This is a genomic window from Mycobacterium marseillense, from assembly GCF_010731675.1.
In the GTDB taxonomy this organism is placed as follows: Bacteria; Actinomycetota; Actinomycetes; order Mycobacteriales; family Mycobacteriaceae; genus Mycobacterium; species Mycobacterium marseillense.
Map to the genome: position 1 here is coordinate 3,211,644 of NZ_AP022584.1, position 16,487 is coordinate 3,228,130.

The 16,487-nt window shown below is 67.8% G+C and carries 15 protein-coding genes and 1 pseudogene; 7 read left to right on the forward strand and 9 right to left on the reverse strand.

Annotation, left to right across the window (positions count from 1 at the left end):
• Window positions 1-8: 8 nt before the first annotated feature.
• The 3 genes from G6N26_RS14750 to G6N26_RS14760 all read right to left on the reverse strand — a co-directional run bounded on the left by G6N26_RS14750 (window position 9) and on the right by G6N26_RS14760 (window position 4,251).
• Window positions 9-2,948 carry an MMPL/RND family transporter gene (locus G6N26_RS14750; RefSeq protein WP_083019452.1) on the reverse strand — a complete coding sequence of 980 codons (2,940 nt, stop codon included), beginning with the start codon at window positions 2,946-2,948 and terminating at the stop codon, window positions 9-11.
• The gene (locus tag G6N26_RS14755) at window positions 2,945-3,493 is read right to left on the reverse strand and encodes an MmpS family transport accessory protein (protein ID WP_083019454.1); all 549 of its coding nucleotides are present in this window, start codon (window positions 3,491-3,493) and stop codon (window positions 2,945-2,947) included. Before G6N26_RS14755 ends, G6N26_RS14750 begins: the two co-directional genes overlap by 4 nt.
• 71 nt (window positions 3,494-3,564) lie before the next feature.
• On the reverse strand, window positions 3,565-4,251 hold the full coding sequence (locus G6N26_RS14760; protein WP_095577854.1) for a TetR/AcrR family transcriptional regulator: 687 nt from the start codon (window positions 4,249-4,251) through the stop codon (window positions 3,565-3,567).
• A 124-nt stretch (window positions 4,252-4,375) separates the two neighbouring features.
• Between G6N26_RS14760 and G6N26_RS14765 the strand changes: the two genes are divergently transcribed.
• On the forward strand, window positions 4,376-6,118 hold the full coding sequence (locus tag G6N26_RS14765; RefSeq protein WP_083019458.1) for a cytochrome c biogenesis protein DipZ: 1,743 nt from the start codon (window positions 4,376-4,378) through the stop codon (window positions 6,116-6,118).
• A gap of 9 nt (window positions 6,119-6,127) precedes the next feature.
• Here the strand turns inward: G6N26_RS14765 and G6N26_RS14770 are convergent, their stop codons facing one another.
• The 3 genes from G6N26_RS14770 to G6N26_RS14780 are packed head-to-tail and all read right to left on the reverse strand — an operon-like array spanning window position 6,128 to window position 7,893.
• Window positions 6,128-6,982: a hypothetical protein gene (locus tag G6N26_RS14770; protein ID WP_083019460.1), complete on the reverse strand. Its 855-nt coding sequence runs from the start codon at window positions 6,980-6,982 to the stop codon at window positions 6,128-6,130.
• Between the two features lie 10 nt (window positions 6,983-6,992).
• Window positions 6,993-7,511, reverse strand: coding sequence for a mycothiol transferase (locus G6N26_RS14775; RefSeq protein ID WP_067164701.1), 519 nt, complete (start codon window positions 7,509-7,511; stop codon window positions 6,993-6,995).
• Between the two features lie 10 nt (window positions 7,512-7,521).
• The gene (locus G6N26_RS14780; protein WP_067164698.1) at window positions 7,522-7,893 is read right to left on the reverse strand and encodes a VOC family protein; all 372 of its coding nucleotides are present in this window, start codon (window positions 7,891-7,893) and stop codon (window positions 7,522-7,524) included.
• 47 nt (window positions 7,894-7,940) lie between these two features.
• Here G6N26_RS14780 and G6N26_RS14785 point away from each other — a divergent pair, with 47 nt between their 5' ends.
• From G6N26_RS14785 to G6N26_RS14800, 4 genes and pseudogenes are all read left to right on the forward strand, one after another.
• Entirely contained in the window at window positions 7,941-9,683 is a 1,743-nt protein-coding gene (locus G6N26_RS14785; protein WP_083019461.1) for an N-acyl-D-amino-acid deacylase family protein, read from the forward strand.
• A 39-nt stretch (window positions 9,684-9,722) separates the two neighbouring features.
• A pseudogene (locus tag G6N26_RS14790) lies at window positions 9,723-10,343 on the forward strand (PPE family protein); the annotation flags it as partial.
• 63 nt (window positions 10,344-10,406) lie between these two features.
• Window positions 10,407-10,808 carry a hypothetical protein gene (locus tag G6N26_RS14795; protein ID WP_067164692.1) on the forward strand — a complete coding sequence of 134 codons (402 nt, stop codon included), beginning with the start codon at window positions 10,407-10,409 and terminating at the stop codon, window positions 10,806-10,808.
• 18 nt (window positions 10,809-10,826) lie between these two features.
• The gene (locus G6N26_RS14800; protein ID WP_083019464.1) at window positions 10,827-11,390 is read left to right on the forward strand and encodes a carboxymuconolactone decarboxylase family protein; all 564 of its coding nucleotides are present in this window, start codon (window positions 10,827-10,829) and stop codon (window positions 11,388-11,390) included.
• Here the strand turns inward: G6N26_RS14800 and G6N26_RS14805 are convergent.
• The 3 genes from G6N26_RS14805 to G6N26_RS14815 all read right to left on the reverse strand — a co-directional run bounded on the left by G6N26_RS14805 (window position 11,379) and on the right by G6N26_RS14815 (window position 14,938).
• Window positions 11,379-12,203: an SDR family NAD(P)-dependent oxidoreductase gene (locus G6N26_RS14805; protein ID WP_067164685.1), complete on the reverse strand. Its 825-nt coding sequence runs from the start codon at window positions 12,201-12,203 to the stop codon at window positions 11,379-11,381. The genes G6N26_RS14800 and G6N26_RS14805 overlap by 12 nt on opposite strands.
• Window positions 12,204-12,386: 183 nt before the next feature.
• Window positions 12,387-14,012, reverse strand: coding sequence for a chaperonin GroEL (gene groL, locus G6N26_RS14810; RefSeq protein ID WP_008261313.1), 1,626 nt, complete (start codon window positions 14,010-14,012; stop codon window positions 12,387-12,389).
• Between the two features lie 233 nt (window positions 14,013-14,245).
• On the reverse strand, window positions 14,246-14,938 hold the full coding sequence (locus G6N26_RS14815; RefSeq protein WP_067164681.1) for a M24 family metallopeptidase: 693 nt from the start codon (window positions 14,936-14,938) through the stop codon (window positions 14,246-14,248).
• Window positions 14,939-14,967: 29 nt separating this feature from the next.
• Between G6N26_RS14815 and G6N26_RS14820 the strand changes: the two genes are divergently transcribed.
• Both G6N26_RS14820 and G6N26_RS14825 read left to right on the forward strand, forming a co-directional pair.
• On the forward strand, window positions 14,968-15,459 hold the full coding sequence (locus G6N26_RS14820) for a cupin domain-containing protein (RefSeq protein ID WP_083019466.1): 492 nt from the start codon (window positions 14,968-14,970) through the stop codon (window positions 15,457-15,459).
• A 72-nt stretch (window positions 15,460-15,531) separates the two neighbouring features.
• Entirely contained in the window at window positions 15,532-16,482 is a 951-nt protein-coding gene (locus G6N26_RS14825; protein WP_083019500.1) for an SDR family NAD(P)-dependent oxidoreductase, read from the forward strand.
• Window positions 16,483-16,487: the final 5 nt, after the last annotated feature.

The following is a 16,487-nucleotide window of genomic DNA, read 5'->3' on the forward strand; positions in this document are numbered from 1 at the left end:
TCGTAGGATCAGCGCGGCTGTACCACTCCGCCCGCCGGGTGCTCCTCGACGTCGTTGAGGATCAGCTCGCGCACCGCGGGACGCGGCCCGTATGGCCGCAGCATGGTGCTGGCCGGCCGTGGTCGCACATGCTGCGGCCACCAGAACCAGCGCCCGAGCATGGTGGCCAGCGACGGTGTCATGAACGACCGCACGATCAAGGTGTCGAACAGCAGACCCAGCGCGATCGTCGTACCCACCTGGGCCATCACCAGCAGCGGGCTGAACATGAACGTGGCCATCGTGGCGGCGAACACCAGGCCGGCGGAGGTGACCACCGAGCCCGAACCGGCCATCGCGCGGATCGTCCCGGTTTTGAGCCCGGCGTGGATTTCCTCTTTGAACCGCGATATCAGCAGCAGGTTGTAGTCCGAGCCGACCGCCAGCAGCAGGATGACCGCCATCGCCAGCACCATCCAGTGCAACTTCATACCGAGGATGTACTGCCATAAGAGCACGGACAGTCCGAATGAGGCGCCCAGCGACAGCAACACCGTACCGACGATCACGACGGCCGCCACGACGCTTCGGGTGATCACCAGCATGATGATGAAAATCAAAGTGGCCGCGGCGATTCCAGCGATCAGCAGGTCGATGTCGGAGCCGTCGTGCATGTCCTTGTACGTCGCGGCGGTGCCGCCGAGGTAGACCTTGGCGCCCTCCCAGGGCGTGCCCTTGATCGCCTCGTGCACAGCCTGCTTGATCGGCTCGATGTGGTTGATGCCTTCCGGAGTCGCCGGGTCGCCTTCATGGGAGATGATCAGCCGGACGGCGTGCCCGTTCGGCGAGATGAACTGTTTGAGACCTCGTGCGAAGTCCGGGCTCTTGAACGCCTCCGGCGGAAGGTAGAACGTGTCGTCGTTCTTCGCTTTGTCGAAGGCATCGCCCTGCGCGGTGGCGTTGTCGGACTGCGCTTTCGCCTGTTCGTTAAGACCCTGGGTGATCGCATAGTTCGACATGATCGTGTCGAGGTTGCGCTGCTGGCTCTCGATCTGCGGCGGTATCAGCGCCACCAGCTTGGGCTGAATCTTGTCCAGCTTGTCGAGGTTCGCGCTCAGGTTGACGATGTTCTCGGCCACCTGGTCGATGCCGTCGAGCGCGTTGAAGACCGACCGGAGTGCCCAGCAGGCCGGGATGTCGTAACAGTGCTTCTCCCAGTAGAAGTAGCTGCGGATCGGCCGGAGGAAGTCGTCGAAGTTGGCGATGTCGTCGCGCAACCTCTCGGTGATCTGGACGGTTTCCTTGGTGAGCTTGGTGGTCTCATGTGTCGTGTTGCTGAGATCCTGGGTCACCTGCATCTGCTCATGCAGCGTTGCCATCGTCTTGTGCAGCTCGTCCGCCTGCTTGAGCAGGTTCGCCGCCTGCTCGTCCTGATAGTGCTGGGTCTGGATCCGCCCCGCGGCTTGTGCGCCCATCTGAAAACCGAGGGTGCTGTGGTCGAGCGGCGTGCCCAACGGCCGGGTGATCGTCTGCACCCGGCCGATACCGGGGATGTGGAAGACCGCCTTGGCGACCTTGTCCAGGACCAGGAAATCGGCCGGGTTACGCAGGTCGTGATCGGTCTCGATCATCAACAGCTCGGGATTGAGCCGAGCCTGGTCGAAGTGCCGGTCCGCGGCGGCATAACCGACATTGGCCGGGGTGTCCGCCGGCAGGAAGTGGCGGTTGTCGTAGTCCGTCTTGTAGCCGGGCAGGGCGAGCAGACCCACCAACGCGATGGCGATGGTCACCGCGAGAACCGGTGCGGGCCAACGGACGACCGCGGTGCCCATGCGACGCCAGCCCCGGGTCTGCAGGATGCGCTTCGGGTCCATGAGTTTGAAGAACGACGCCACCGTCAGTATCGCCGGAGCCAGCGTCAAAGCCGCGAGCACCGCGACCAGCATGCCGACCGCACACGGCACCCCCAGCGACTGGAAGTACGGCAGCCGGCAGAAGCTCAGGCAGTACATCGCGCCGGCGATGGTCAGGCCCGATCCCAGCACGACATGCGCGGTGCTGTGGAACATGGTGTAGAACGCTTGTTCGCGGGTTTCGCCCAGACCGCGGGCCTCGTGATAGCGGCCGACCACGAAGATCGCGTAGTCCGTCCCGGCGGCGATCGCCATCAGCACCAGCATGTTGTTGGCGAAGGTCGACAGCCCCATGACGCCGTAGTTACCGAGCGTCGCGACGACACCGCGGGCCGCTGCCAGCTCGATGAACACCATGGCCAGCATGATCAGCACGGTGCTCACCGACCGGTAGACGAACAGCAGCATCAGGATGATCACCAAGAACGTGACGAGCGTGACCTTCGCTACGCCCTTTTCACCGGCGTGGGACTGATCAGCGAACAGCGGGCCCGCGCCGGTGACGTATGCCTTGATTCCCGGCGGCGCGGGCACCGAGTCCACGATCTTGCGGACGGCCGCGGCAGACTCGTTCGCCAGCCCGCCGCCCATGTTGCCGGCGAGGTAAACCTGGACGTACGCGGCCTTTTGATCGTGGCTCTGGGAACCCGCCGCCGTCAGCGGATCGCTCCAGAAATCCTGGACGTGCTGAACGTGTTTCTTGTCTTGCTCGACGCGCCTGACGATCTCGTCGTAGTAGCGGTGCGCTTCGGCCCCGAGTGGCTTGTCGCCCTCCAGCAGGATCATGGCCGAGTTGTCGGAGTTGAACTCTTTGAACGTCGACCCGACTTTCATCATCGACTGAAAGGACGCCGCGTCGGTCGGACTCATCGACACCGAGTGGGTTTTGGCGACGACCTCCAGCTGCGGGGCCACGGTGTTGGTGACGAACACGATGCCCAACCACACCAGGACGATCGGCAGGGCCAGCTTATGGATCATCCGCGGCAGGAACGGCGGGATCAGCGGCTGCGAGATGGGCTGCGCGGCAGAATCAGCCGCGCCCGGCTCGCTCATGCGGACTTGTCCAGGCAATAGACGAAGGCGTTCACGGTTTGGTTGGGATCTGAGCGGTTCGGCGTCTTGATGACGTCACCGCTCCCGTCGTGCTTGTTCACCACGAACTGGCAGGCGATCCAACTGCCGTCGCCTTGCGCCACCAGGTTTGCCGGGATGCCGGGCTTCGTTGAACTCAATACTTTGCTCCAGGGCAAGGGCACGTTGAGTGCCTGCTGCGGATGAGAGTTTTCGTCGAGGTAGTTGATGGTTGCCGTGCTGCCCGGTGGGCCCCAGACCTCGAGCGTGATCGTCTTGGCGTTGAACTCGTCGAGGACTTCGCCCGAGGTGCCACCGCCGAACGAACCGCGGTGAACGCCGAAGACGCCGTGCAATCGGTATACGACGAACCCCGACAGCGCGACGACAGCTGCGATCGTGAGCACCAGCCAGAAACGCCCGAAGAGCCCCTTTTTCTTGGCGCGCTGCGAAGCGACCTTTTTGCCCTCGCCGCCGGCGGAGCCCTGCTTCTGCAGCGGTTCCGTCCTTGGCTCAGTCGTCGTCATGGGCGCTCCAAGTCCTTCCCGTTCACCGGTTGCCGTTCGCCAAGCCACAGCCCCCCGGCCTCCCTTCCTGTTCATTCCGATCCCGAGATGAGGCCAATGCACGTGGCAGTCAGTAGACGCGTCAGCGCGGTCGCAAAGTCCAGATTCCACTCCGGCGGAGCCACTTCCGGCTCCTCAGCGTAGACGTCGGTGAGATCCGCCGGCGGGTTCGCGACCTGCCACAGGGTGGCCGCCAGTGAGTACGCGGCCAGCAGGATGTCGAGCGACCCCGACCGCCCCAGTTCGGGCAGCGCCCTCTCGATGGCATCGGCGAGCGAGCGCGTGGCGGCGGTGCTGATGCGCCTGACCTCGATGACCCGCTCCGCGTCCACCTCGTGTTCCAGGTGCAGGTGCAGGTTGGCCAGCAGGTCGCAGAACAACGGATCGTCGGCCAGCGCCTCGGCCAGCGTCCCGGCGATGCGCGACGGCGATTTGGCGCCCGGCTCGGCCAGCTTGTCCGACACGGTATTCGACCATCGCACCCAGCCCTCGGCGGAAAGGCGCAGCAACACTTCCTTGTGCGACGTGAAGTAGCGGCGCACCGCCGAATAGTGAATTCCGGCGCGGCTGGCGACCGCGGTCAGGGTGACCGACGCGACGCCCGTCTCCATCGCCAGCGAGCGTGCGGCTTCCACGAGGGCCTCCGCACGTTGGCGCTTTTTTTCCTCGGTGCGGGCGCGCTGGAATGTTAGTTGCGCCACCGGCTGAGCGTAACGCACGTCGTGTGATTTGTATAACGCACGTTGCGTGATTTGTGCGAGGTCACCCTCGCCGACGGCGCAAACGGGTAAAGGTGGAACCATGCTCACCGTCCGGCGCCCGTGGCGTCCTTGGAAGTAGCGCGTGCAGACCATCGCCCTGATCGGGTTTCTCGGCGGCCTGATCACCGGCATCTCGCCGTGCATCCTGCCCGTACTCCCGGTGATTCTGCTGTCCGGTGCGGGCATTACGCGAGCCGACGCGCGCCGCGTGAGTTCCGTGGCCCGGCCGTATCTGGTGATCGCGGGGCTGGTGTGCAGCTTCAGCCTGGCCACGCTGCTCGGCTCCGCGCTACTGACGGCGCTGCACCTGCCGCAGGACGCGATCCGGTGGGCCGCCCTGGTGGTGTTGACCCTCATCGGCCTGGGGCTGATCTTCCCGCCGGTGCAGCACCTGATCGAGCGGCCGTTCGCCTACCTCCCGCAGCGCCAAATCGGCGCCAACGCAGACGGTTTCGGCCTTGGCCTGACGTTGGGTGCGCTCTACGTGCCGTGCGCAGGCCCGGTGCTGGCGGCGATCGTGGTCGCGGGCGGGACCTCGTCGATCGGGCCCGGTGCGCTGGTGTTGACGGCGACGTTTGCCCTCGGAAATGCCGTGCCGCTGTTGGCTTTTGCGCTGGCCGGGCGTCGCGTCGCTGAGCGCGTCGCCGCGTTCCGACGACGGCAGCGCGCGATTCAGATCGCCGGCGGTATCGCGATGATCGTGCTGGCCGTGGCGTTGGTGTTCAACCTGCCGGCGATGCTGCAGCGGGCCGTCCCCGACTACACGGCGGCGATGCAGAACAAGCTGGGAGCCAACGACATCGGACGCAGCCTGCATCCCACCCCCGTGCAGCAGCCGAACGACGGCAGCGGCCTGCGGCTGAGCCCGCCCAGCACCACCGTCGAGGGGGCGCTCAGCGACTGCTCCAGCGGTTCGGCCGAGCTGCAGCAGTGCGGGCCGGCGCCGGGCCTGACCGGCGTCACCGGGTGGCTCAACACCCCGGATGGCAAGCCACTGGACGCTGCCGCGGTGCGTGGCAAGGTTGTGTTGATCGACTTCTGGGCCTACTCGTGCATCAACTGTCAGCGCGCGATTCCACACGTAATCGATTGGTACAAACGGTATCACGACGCCGGACTCCTCGTCATCGGCGTGCACACCCCGGAGTACGCGTTCGAGCGGGTTCCCGAGAATGTGGCCAGCGGCGCCGCCGACCTGCATATCCCCTACCCCATCGCCCTGGACAACGACTACGCGACGTGGAACAACTTCGCGAACCTGTACTGGCCGGCCGAGTACCTGATCGACGCGAACGGACAAGTGCGACACACGAAGTTCGGCGAGGGCGACTACGACGGCACCGAAAGACTCATCCGCCAACTGCTCGCGGACACCCACCCCGGCGCCCCGCTGCCGGCGCCGACGAATTCGGCCGACACCACCCCGCAGACCCGGCTCACGCCCGAGACTTATCTCAGTGTCGACAGGGCGGGAAACTACGGCGGCAGTGGCGATTACAAGTCGGGTACCGCCACGCTGGACCTCCCGCCGACCCTGGCCGAGGACAAGTTCGCCCTGCGCGGCCGCTGGACGCTGGACGATCAGGGCGCCACCGCGGAGGGCGACGACTCCACCGTGCGGCTGAACTACACCGCGAAAGATGTCTACGCGGTCGTCGGCGGCACTGGGACGCTCACCGTGACCCGCGACGGTAAGACCACCGCGACGCCGATCGGCGGGGCACCGACCCTGCATCGGATCGTCGCTGACGATGGCGCGCACCGCGATCAGCTGGACATGCGGGTCAGCAAGGGCCTGCAGGTGTTCTCGTTCACATTCGGGTAGCGGAGCTCGTCAGGATTTCTTCCAAAGACTGCCGACCATCGCGACGATCACGCCGAGTCCCACCACCCCGGCGCCGGCCAGCAACGTGACGTTAAGCCATTGGTGCAGATCGGCTTCGGCGTGTCCCACCATCGCCTCGGCGACGCGCCGGATGTCGCCGGTGGTGCGGTTGAGCGCCTTGTCGACGTAGCGGCCGGCGACCTCGAGGCCGGCCCAGCCGGCCGCACCGACGAGCAGGGCGGAGACCCCTAGGCTGCTCAGCGCCTTGCCGCGGCGCCGCGCGGCCGCCAGCGTGAGCAGTGCGCAGACCCCGCACAACGCCGCCGCCCCCGCGCTCACCCACGGACCCCAGGTGGACAGCCGGCTCAGTCGGCCCTCGCGCATCGTTGGCGGCAGCGAAACCGTCAGCGGGACAGTCAGTTTCGCGGGGATGGTCACATTGTGGCGGCCGAGCAGCGGCCGGATCGAGTCATCGTTGAGCATCGGGGCGACGTCGACCGCCCATTGGTTGCCGCTTTCGCCGGCCCCCGGGTCGCCGAACAGCCAGCCGTGCGCCGCGCGGTTGGCCTGGGCGAACAGCGGCGGAAACGCCGGCCCGGCGGTGAAGGCGCTGGCGGCGTCGTGCACTTCGGAGTTGTCGACGGGATAGCGGGCCCCGCCGTGTTCGGCGATGAGAGCCGTTGCCCGCGTGGTCAGTTCGGCCGCCATGGCGGACTGCAGATCTGGGTCGGCCGCCGCGCCCCGCGCCATCGCGGCGTAGCCGTCAGGGTCAACGACATGCAGTTGCGCCCACACCGCGGGGATCGCCACCGCCAGCGCAAGCGTGGTGGTGAGCCACAACAGCACGCTCGCCGCGAATCGCACGCCTGCGAATCTACGCAATCCCCCGCACGTACGCGGCCTGCCCGAGATGCTGGGCGCAGTCGTCGATGATGCTCACCAGACGCGCGCTCGCCGTCACCGGCGGATCCCAGTTGGTGTCCACGACGCGGGCCAGCTCGTCGGCGGTCACCCCGTCGATGTAGTCGCACGTGAGCTGGTGCACCGCGTGGTAGTAGCCGGACAGCAGGTCCGCGGGCGCCTTCACCTTGGCCACGTCGTCGGGCGAATGCCCGTAGCCCATGTCTCCCTTCGGCAGGTCCAGCCCGAACCGGTCCACCCAGCCGTCGCGCAACCACACCTGCTCGACCCCGGCGACGTCCGCGAGCTGGATGTCCTGCACCCGCGCGCTGTGCCAGAGCAGCCAGGCGATGCTGTTGGCGTCCGGCGTCGGCCGATAGGCCGACACCTCCTCGGTCAATCCCCGGGTGATCTCGTCGACGTGCTCGATCAACCGGGTGAACGCGTCGCGCAGGAGGTCTCGGATTACGGCGGCATCGTCGGTGCTGGCCATACTCGCGACACTACGGGAGCGCGGCGTGGAAGACAGCCTCGACGTTGTTGCCGTCGGGGTCGCGCACGAACGCGCCGAAATAGCCCGGGTGGTATTCGGGCCACAGGCGCGGCGCATGCAGCGGCTCGGCGCCCAGCTCGACCGCCACGCGATAAAACTCGCGCACCGCTTCCTCGTCGGCGGCCTCGAACGCCAGGTGAACCTCGCGATTGGGTCCGGCCAGCGCGCCCGAGATCCAGAACGTTGGCTTGCCCGCACGCCCGTACCCGATGGCGGGCCCCACATCCAGCTGCCGGGAATAGCCCAGCGTCCCCAGCACCGCGTCGTAGAACCGCTGGGACTTCGCGTAGTCGGCGCAGTTGATGCCCACGTGGTCGATCACGGAGAAGATCCTGGCACGAGCCGCCGCCACGGTCGTAGATTGTTTGGATGACTTACGACCTCATCATCCGCAACGGCACCATCGTCGACGGGCTGGGGGGCGAGCCGTACGTCGGTGACGTGGCGGTGGCGGACAACGTCATCAAGGCGGTCGGTGCGATAAACGGCGCCACCGCCGGCCGCGAGATCGACGCTACCGGGCTGTTGGTCACGCCCGGCTTCGTCGACCTGCACACCCACTACGACGGCCAGTCCATCTGGTCCGAGCGGCTGACCCCATCGTCGGCGCACGGGGTGACGACGGTGGTGATGGGGAACTGCGGGGTCGGCTTCGCGCCGTGCCGCCAGGACGACCACGACGTGCTCGTCGACGTGATGGCCGGCGTCGAAGACATCCCCGGCGTCGTGATGACCGACGGCCTGCCCTGGACGTGGGAGACCTTCCCCGAATACATGGACGCCCTCGACGCGGGCAAGCGCGATATCGACGTCGCCGCGTACCTGCCGCACTCGCCGCTGCGCGTGTACGTGATGGGTAAGCGCGGCGCCGACCGCGAGCCTGCCACCGAGGACGACCTGGCGAAGATGAGGGCGCTGGCCAAGGAGGCGATCGAGGCCGGCGCGCTGGGCTTCGCGTCGTCGCGGTTGACCATCCACAAGACCGAAAGTGGTTCGCCCATACCGAGTTACGACGCCGCCCGCGAGGAGATCGAGCAAATCGCCCGCGGTGTCGTGGACGGCGGCGGCGGCCTACTGCAGTTCGTCCCCGACATCCCGGCCGGCGGCTACCAGCCCGTGCTGCAGACGGTGTTCGACGTCGCCGAGGACGTCGGGCTGCCGCTGACCTTCACGCTCGTCGTCGGCAATTCGGGTGACCCGGCGTGGCCGGACGCCATCACCATGATCGAGAAGGCCAATAAAAATGCGGGGGCGGGCGGGGCACAATTCACCGCGCAGCTGTTGCCGCGTCCGATCGGGTTGATCATCGGGCTGCAACTGTCGGCCAACCCGTTCGTGCTCTACCCGAGCTATCGCGAGATCGCGCACCTGCCGCTGGCCGAGCGCGTCGCCGAGATGCGCAAGCCCGATGTCCGCGCCCGCATCCTGGCCGACAAGCCGGGCCAGGGGCACCCGATCCTGTACGTCGCCCAGATGTGGGACTGGATCTACCCGCTCGGCGAGGACCCCGACTACGAGCCCGACCCGTCGACCAGCATCGGCGCCCGCGCCCGCGCGAAGGGGGTGGAGCCGATGGAGGAGGCCTACGACCGGCTGCTCGACGACGACGGCCGGGCCATGCTGCTGGTCGCGACCAGCAACCTGCAGGGCAACTCGCTGGACACCGTCGGGGAGCTGCTGCACCGCGACGACGTGGTGCTGGGCCTCGGCGACGGCGGCGCGCACTACGGCATGATCTGCGACGCCAGCTACTCGACGTATTTCCTGACGCACTGGGCGCGCGACCGCAAGTCCGGCCGGTTCACGGTGCCCGAGGCGGTTCGCGAACTCACCTCGGTGCCGGCCCGCATCGCCGGGCTGAGCGATCGCGGCCGTATCGCGGTGGGCTACAAGGCCGATCTCAACGTCATCGACCACGCCGGCCTGCGGCTGCACAAGCCGATCATCAACTACGACCTGCCCGCCGGCGGGCGGCGCCTGGACCAGACCGCGGACGGCTATGTCGCCACGATTGTGTCCGGGGAAATCATCGCTGAACACGGCGTCCCCACCACCGCCCGTCCGGGCAAGTTGGTGCGTGGCCGTCAGCCCGGTCCGGCGCCCTTGCAATAACGCCACCAAAAGTGGCATATACCAGCTAAGTTGGGTCCCGTGACGAACCCGCATTTTGCGTGGTTGCCGCCGGAAGTCAACTCGGCACTAATTTTCTCCGGTCCTGGTCCCGGGCCGCTGCTTGCTGCCGCGGCGGCGTGGGACGGGCTGGCTGGGGAGCTGGCGTCGTCGGCATCGTCATTTTCTTCGGTGACATCGGATCTCGCCAGCGGGTCCTGGCAGGGCGCGTCGTCGGCCGCCATGATGACCGTGGCCAGCCAATATGTGAGCTGGCTCAGCGCGGCGGCCGCGCAGGCGGAAGAGGTGTCCCACCAGGCCTCGGCGATCGCGACGGCGTTCGAGGTGGCGCTCGCGGCCACGGTGCAACCCGCGGTGGTGGCGGCCAACCGCGCCTTGGTGTCGGCGTTGGCGGCTAACAACCATCTGGGCCAGAACACCCCCGCGATCGCCGACATCGAGGCGGCCTACGACCAGATGTGGGCCTCGGACGTGGCGGCGATGTTCGGGTATCACGCCGACGCGTCGGCGGCCGTGGCCAAGTTGCCGCCCTGGAATCAAGTGCTGCAAAACCTCGGATTTCCCAACGCCAGCACCGCCGTCACGCGCCCCGCCAGTTCCGGCGCCGTCGCCCGCGGCTACACGTCGCGCATCGCGGGGTTCCTCACGCCCCCAGCGCCGCAGTAGCGCAGGACCGCATTCGGTTCGCACCTATCCTTAAACATCATGCGCAGCAAGAAGAAGGTCGATTTCGCAGCGCTGGCCGACGCGCTCGCCGATTTCCCGTACGCCTACCTGATCACCGTCGGCGACGACTACCGCTCGCACACCGTGACGGTCGAACCCGAGTTGCGCGGACAGACCCTCGACGTCGGTCTCATCGGCGGCCGCACGCAGCAGAACCTGGCCCGCCGCCGCGACGTCACGCTGCTGTGGCCCCCGGCCGAACCCGGCGGTTATTCGCTGATCGTCGACGGCGAGGCCGCGGTGGCATCTGACGACCGAGCCGGCGACGCCGTCGCGCTCACCGTGACGCCCACGCGCGCGCTGCTGCACCGCGACGCCGACTCCCCCGAGGCGGCCAAGGGCTGCCTGCACGACTGCGTCGTGTTCTCGCTGCCGGCCTGACGCCGTACAGTCTCATCCGTGAGCCGCATCGCACCCCTCGCCCCGCCGTGGAGCGAGGAGGATGCCGCCGGCATCAACAGCTGGGGCCACCCGGACCGCACCTATGAGCCGCTGCTGCTGGTGCGGTGCCTGCAGCGCCACCCCGTGCTGGCCTCCCGGCTGCGCAAGCTCGGCGAATCCCTTTACACCGCAGCGCTTTTGCCGCCCCGGATGCGCACGATCGCCATCCTCCGGATCTGCGCGCTGCTGCGCTGCGCCTACGAGTGGGGCGGGCAGGCCGCCTTCTGGGGTCCGATCGCCGGTGTCAGCGACGACGAGTGCGACGCGCTGGTGTTGGCCGGCCCCGACGACCCGCGGTGGGGCGCGACCGAGCGGACGCTGATCGCCGCGGTGGACGAGTGCGAGCGCACCGGCTCGTGGTCGGCGGCGACGTGGGACGCGCTGGGCGGCTTCCTCGACGACGAGCAGCGGATCGAATTGCTCACGGCCGTCGGCTGGTATCGCACGATCTGCACGCTGTGCAACGCGCTCGCGCTTCCGGTGGAGGGCTGGATGCGGCCCTGGCCGGGGTCAGCCGGCTGACCGATCCCTGCGCAGGCTCGGATGCTGGTTCTTCAACAGCGGCAACAGCACCCGTCGCGGCATGAACTGAAACAACCGGGTGCTGAGCTGGCTGGGCAGCCCGGGGATCACGGTGCCGCGGTCGTGCTCGAGCGCATCGACGCCGGCGCGCGCCACCTCACGCGACGGCTTCCACATGAACTTCGGGAACGCGTCGGCGAAGTCCCGCTCGTCCATGCCGGCGCTCTTCACGAACTCGGTGCGCACCGGGCCCGGGCACAGCACCGCGACGGTGACGCCGGTGCCGGCGAGCTCGCCGCGCAGCCCCTGGGTGTAGTTGTTGACGAACGCCTTGGTGGCCGCGTACCCGGCCTGCCCCGGGAAGGGTTGGTAGCCCGCGGTCGAGCCGACGTTGAGGATCGCGCCACGCCCGCGCGGCACCATCTGCTGCGCCGCCCGGGTGCTCAGATCGATGACGGCCTCGACGTTGACCCGCACCTGCGCGATCTCGTCGGCGACGGGGATTTTCGTCACCGACCCCATGGTGCCGACGCCGGCGTTGTTGACCAGGATGTCTATCGTCAGGCCGCGGCGCTCGACTTCGTCGAACAGGCCGGCGCGAGCGGCGGCATCCGCGACGTCGCAAGCGATCACCTCGACGCGCACCCGGCCGGCGAGTTCGTCGGCCAGATCGCGTAGCCGGTCTTCGCGGCGGGCGACGAGCGTCACGCCGTGGCCGCGGTCGGCCAGCTCGCGGGCGATGTCGGCGCCGATGCCCGACGATGCGCCGGTCACGACGGCGGTGCTGGTGGGTGAGGGAGTCGGAAGAGCCACGCGTTTAAACGTACAAGGCGGGTTTCGGGCGGCGAGTGTGAAGCCTGGGCGGCGAGTGTGAAGCCAGGGCGGCAATCGCGAAAATCCCGCAGTGAGTTCACGTTCGGCACGCACGAAAAGCCTCGGCGCGCACGAAAAAGCCCGGCCCCTTGGGGGGGACCGGGCTTTTTCGTAATGCGGGACTTAGAAGTCCATACCGCCCATGCCACCGGTCGGGTCGCCGACGGGAGCGGCGGCCTTCTCCGGCTTGTCAGCGACGACGGCCTCGGTGGTCAGGAACAGGCCCGCGATGGACGCCGCGTTCTGCAGCGCCGAACGGGTCACCTTCACCGGGTCGGCAACGCCGGCCTTGAGCAGGTCCTCGTACTCACCGGTGGCGGCGTTCAGGCCGGTACCGGCGGGCGAGTTGCGGACCTTCTCGGCCACGACGCCAGGCTCCAGACCACCGTTGAAGGCGATCTGCTTCAGCGGAGCCTCGAGCGCGACGCGCACGATGTTGGCGCCGGTCGCCTCGTCACCGGTGAGCTTCAGCTCGTCCAGCGACGGGGTGGCGTGCAGCAGGGCCACGCCACCACCGGCGACGATGCCCTCCTCGACGGCCGCCTTGGCGTTGCGCACCGCGTCCTCGATGCGGTGCTTGCGCTCCTTGAGCTCGACCTCGGTCGCGGCCCCGGCCTTGATCACCGCAACACCGCCGGCCAGCTTGGCCAGGCGCTCCTGCAGCTTCTCGCGGTCGTAGTCGGAGTCGCTGTTCTCGATCTCGCTGCGGATCTGGGCCACCCGCCCGGCGATGGCGTCGGAGTCACCGGCGCCCTCGACGATGGTGGTCTCGTCCTTGGTGACGACGACCTTGCGGGCCTTACCCAGCAGGGCGACGTCGGCGCTCTCGAGCGACAGGCCGACCTCTTCGCTGATGACCTGACCACCGGTGAGGATGGCCATGTCCTGCAGCATCGCCTTGCGGCGGTCACCGAAGCCGGGGGCCTTGACGGCCACCGACTTGAAGGTGCCGCGGATCTTGTTGACGACCAGGGTGGAAAGCGCCTCGCCCTCGACGTCCTCGGCGATGATCAGCAGCGGCTTGCCGGCCTGGATGACCTTCTCCAGCAGAGGCAGCAGGTCCTTGACCGTCGACACCTTGGAGCTGACGAGCAGGATGAAGGGGTCCTCGAGGACCGCTTCCTGACGCTCGGCGTCGGTGACGAAGTAGCCCGAGATGTAGCCCTTGTCGAACCGCATGCCCTCGGTGAGCTCGAGCTGCAGGCCGAAGGTGTTGGACTCCTCGACGGTGATGACGCCCTCGTTGCCGACCTTGTCCATCGCCTCGGCGATCAGGTCACCGATCGACTGGTCGCCCGCCGAAATCGCCGCGGTGGCAGCGATCTGGTCCTTGGTCTCGACCTCTTTGGCCGACTTGAGCAGGGTCTCGGTGACCTTCTCGACGGCCTTCTCGATGCCGCGCTTGAGACCCAGCGGGTTGGCGCCGGCGGCGACGTTACGCAGGCCCTCACGGACCAACGCCTGAGCCAGCACCGTGGCCGTCGTCGTGCCGTCACCGGCAACGTCGTCGGTCTTCTTGGCGACTTCCTTGACCAGCTCGGCGCCGATCTTCTCGTACGGGTCCTCCAGCTCGATCTCCTTGGCGATGGAAACACCATCGTTGGTGATCGTGGGGGCACCCCACTTCTTCTCCAGGACGACGTTGCGACCCTTGGGGCCCAACGTCACCTTTACCGCGTCGGCGAGGGCGTTGAGCCCCCGCTCGAGGCCGCGACGGGCCTCTTCGTCGTACGCAATTGTCTTGGCCATTGCGAAGTGATTCCTCCGAAATATGGGGTGACACATGGGGCGACCGTTTGTGGGGTCGCCTCATTGGACGCTGTGGCCGGGTGCAGTGCCCGCGACGGACGGCCTTGGGTGTCCCCGCTGACGCGGCCCAGGCCTCACCGTCCCGACCTAGCACTCACTGGTCGCGAGTGCCAAGTCATTCTTAGCACTCGCCTATGCCGAGTGCAAGAAGAAGGCCCGACGAAGCGGCCCGCTCAGGGCAGGTCGAGCAGCTGCTCGTAGAAGCCGCCGAAGCCGCGCTCGCGGTCGACGAGATGGATTTCGAGGATCCAGTGGCAGACGCGCCCGCGCGGGTCTGTGCGCCGCATCGGCTTGTCCGAGCCGGGCATGATGTACCACTCGATGCCGGGGCCGGCGATCTTCTTGTGCGGGAACTCCCCCACCAGGTGACCGGCGATGCGGCTGGCCCAGTCGAAACCCTCCGCGCGGGCCACCCCGACGGTGAAGTCGAACAGCTCGGCGCCGGTCACATCGGGATGGCCGGCGAAGTAGTCGCGCCCGGCCTGCCACACCCGCGGCAGCGCATCGCGGACGGCCTTCTTGTGCGGGTCGTCGCCCAGCAGGAACGTCCGGCCGAAGTCGGCCTCCCACTCCTCGAAGATGGGCCCCAGGTCGAGGAAGACGATGTCGTTGTCGACGATCAGCCGGTCCGGCGGGCGCTCGTGGAACGGTTGCAACGTGTTCTCCCCGGCGCGCACGATCCGCCGATGCCAGTGCCGGGTCACCCCGAACATCTCGCCGGCGAGATCGTGGATCTCATCGGAGAGTTGCTTCTCGCCGATCCCGGGGCGAATCATGGCCCGCCGCTCGATTTCGTCGAACAGTTCCGCCGCTTTGCGTTCGGCGTCCAGCAGCCGTTCCACGCGCACTTCCTCCGCGGCCTCCATTCCCGCGATGCTATGCGCACACTGGAGCCATGTCCCTCGTCGTGCCGCCCTACCCGCCGGCCCGCTACACCAAGGAAGAGCCGGAGATCAGCGCCTGGCTCAAGCGCGCTGACGAACCTCCCGACTACGAGACCTCCGGGGTCCGCTACCACTATTTGGCCAACCAACGGGACACCGCCGGCGATTACGGGCTGTACCGGGTCGACATCGCGCCGGCCGGCGGCGGACCCCCGGCCCACTTCCACCGGGCCATGTCGGAGGCCTTCTTCGTGCTCTCCGGGACGATGAAGCTCTACGACGGCACCGAGTGGGCCGACGGCCACCAGGGCGACTTCCTCTACGTCCCGCCCGGCGGCGTCCACGGTTTCCGCAACGAGGCCGACGAGCCGGCGTCCATCCTGATGCTGTTCGCGCCCGGCGCCCCCCGCGAGGCCTACTTCGAAGGGTTCGCGGCGCTGGCCGACCTGACCGACGAGGAACGCCGGGAGTGGTTCGTCCGCCACGACAACTACTGGGTCTGACCGCTCAGGTCGCCGTTCACTAGCGCCTCGCCCACCCGGCGGCGTCCGGTCCGGATGAGTATGTTTTGGGCCATGGCTTCCAACGACAAAGAGAACCGCATCTGGTCGGACGCCGACGTCCCGGATCAGAGCGGGCGCGTCGCCGTCATCACCGGCGCCAACACCGGCATCGGGTATGAGGCGGCCGCCGTGCTGGCCCACCGCGGCGCCCACGTCGTGCTCGCGGTGCGCGACCTCGAGAAGGGCAATGCGGCGCTGTCGCGCATCGTCGCCGCCGGGAGCCAAGGCTCCCGAGAAGTCAATGTCACGCTGCAGCAGCTGGACCTGACTTCGCTGGACTCGGTGCGCTCGGCCGCCGACGCGTTGCGGGCGGCCTACCCGCGCATCGACCTGCTGATCAACAACGCCGGGGTGATGTGGACGCCCAAGCAGGTCACCGCGGACGGATTCGAATTGCAGTTCGGTACCAACCATCTGGGCCACTTCGCGCTGACCGGATTGCTGCTCGACCACCTGCTCCCCGTGCTGGGCTCGCGGGTGGTGACCATCAGCAGCCTCGGCCACCGGCTGCGCGCCGCGATCCACTTCGACGACTTGCAGTGGGAACGCCGCTATGACCGGATCGCGGCCTACGGGCAGTCCAAGCTGGCCAACCTGCTGTTCACCTACGAGTTGCAGCGCCGGCTGGCGGCCACGCCCGACGCGAAGACGATCGCCGTCGCCGCGCACCCCGGCGGCTCCAACACCGAGCTGACCCGCAACATGCCGGCGATCTTCCGGCCCGCCGCCGCGGCGCTGGGCCCGGTGCTGTTCCAGAGCGCGGCAATGGGTGCGCTGCCGACGTTGCGGGCCGCCACCGATCCGGACGTCCAGGGTGGGCAGTACTTCGGTCCGGACGGCTTCCTCGAACAGCGTGGCCACCCGAAGCTCGTCAAGTCCAGCGCCCAGTCCCACGACGCGGAACTGCAACGCCGGCTGTGGGCGGTCTCCGAAGAGCTCACCGGCGTCAGCTTCCCGGTCTGACGCGC

What these genes read in the sequence shown, in the direction of transcription:
- G6N26_RS14750 (WP_083019452.1), bottom strand. Translation starts at nt 2,948, where the DNA reads ATGAGCGAGCCGGGCGCGGCTGATTCTGCCGCGCAGCCCATCTCGCAG.
- G6N26_RS14755 (WP_083019454.1), bottom strand. Translation starts at nt 3,493, where the DNA reads ATGACGACGACTGAGCCAAGGACGGAACCGCTGCAGAAGCAGGGCTCC.
- G6N26_RS14775 (WP_067164701.1), bottom strand. Translation starts at nt 7,511, where the DNA reads ATGGCCAGCACCGACGATGCCGCCGTAATCCGAGACCTCCTGCGCGAC.
- G6N26_RS14785 (WP_083019461.1), top strand. Translation starts at nt 7,941, where the DNA reads ATGACTTACGACCTCATCATCCGCAACGGCACCATCGTCGACGGGCTG.
- G6N26_RS14795 (WP_067164692.1), top strand. Translation starts at nt 10,407, where the DNA reads ATGCGCAGCAAGAAGAAGGTCGATTTCGCAGCGCTGGCCGACGCGCTC.
- groL (WP_008261313.1), bottom strand. Translation starts at nt 14,012, where the DNA reads ATGGCCAAGACAATTGCGTACGACGAAGAGGCCCGTCGCGGCCTCGAG.
- G6N26_RS14815 (WP_067164681.1), bottom strand. Translation starts at nt 14,938, where the DNA reads ATGGAGGCCGCGGAGGAAGTGCGCGTGGAACGGCTGCTGGACGCCGAA.
- G6N26_RS14820 (WP_083019466.1), top strand. Translation starts at nt 14,968, where the DNA reads ATGTCCCTCGTCGTGCCGCCCTACCCGCCGGCCCGCTACACCAAGGAA.
- G6N26_RS14825 (WP_083019500.1), top strand. Translation starts at nt 15,532, where the DNA reads ATGGCTTCCAACGACAAAGAGAACCGCATCTGGTCGGACGCCGACGTC.